This is a genomic window from Xanthobacter sp. BG11Y11_SDJG (assembly GCF_057364445.1).
This window is the reverse complement of the sequence record NZ_JBNFNU010000852.1, coordinates 1-657: the sequence shown is the minus strand read 5'-3', so window position 1 is coordinate 657 and position 657 is coordinate 1. Positions and strand designations below refer to the sequence as shown.

Annotated in this window: 1 protein-coding gene; it reads right to left on the bottom strand. The window is 74.0% G+C overall.

Annotation, left to right across the window (positions count from 1 at the left end; translation table 11 throughout):
* Positions 1 to 56: 56 nt before the first annotated feature.
* On the bottom strand, positions 57 to 657 hold a 601-nt coding region (locus AC2W7M_RS26940), incomplete at its 5' end, for a Rossmann-fold NAD(P)-binding domain-containing protein (RefSeq protein WP_486136293.1).

Sequence of the window (657 nt, the reverse complement as noted above, 5' to 3'; positions counted from 1 at the left end):
CGCCCTGGGGTGGCCGAGGCGGCGGCCGCCGCGGCCCTGGGGTAGCTCGGTTCCGGTCAGGCGGCGCCTTCGCCGGCCGCGTGCAGGGCGGCTAGGCCCTCGCGATAGGTGGGGTGGGCCAGCGCCACGCCGAGTTCGCCCTTCAACCGGGCGTTGGAGACGCGCTTGTTGTTGCCCCAGAAGCTCAGCGCCATGGGGCTCATGGTCTTGGCCGCCTCGGCGAACGGCACCACCTCCGGCGCCGGCAGGCCGAGCAGAGCGGCGGCATGGAGGATGGGATCGCAGGAGGCGGCGGGCTCGTCGTCGGTGACGTTGAGGATGCCCGAGAAGCGCCGCTCCGCCACCGCAAGGATGGCGCTCGCGATGTCGTCCACATGGATGCGGTTGAACACCTGGCCCGGCCGCGCGATCGCCCGCGCCTCGCCGGAACGCACCTGCACCAGGGCATTGCGGCCGGGGCCGTAGATGCCGGCGAGCCGGAGCGCGGCGACAGGGATGCCGGTCTGCCGGCCGAAATCGAACCAGGCCGCCTCCGCCTCGAGCCGCCGCACGAGCCGCGCGTCGGCGGGGCGCGGCGCGGTCGCCTCGTCCACCCAGGCGCCGTCACTGGTTGCCATAGACGCCGAGCGTGGTGAGATAGACCACCTGCGCGAGCCG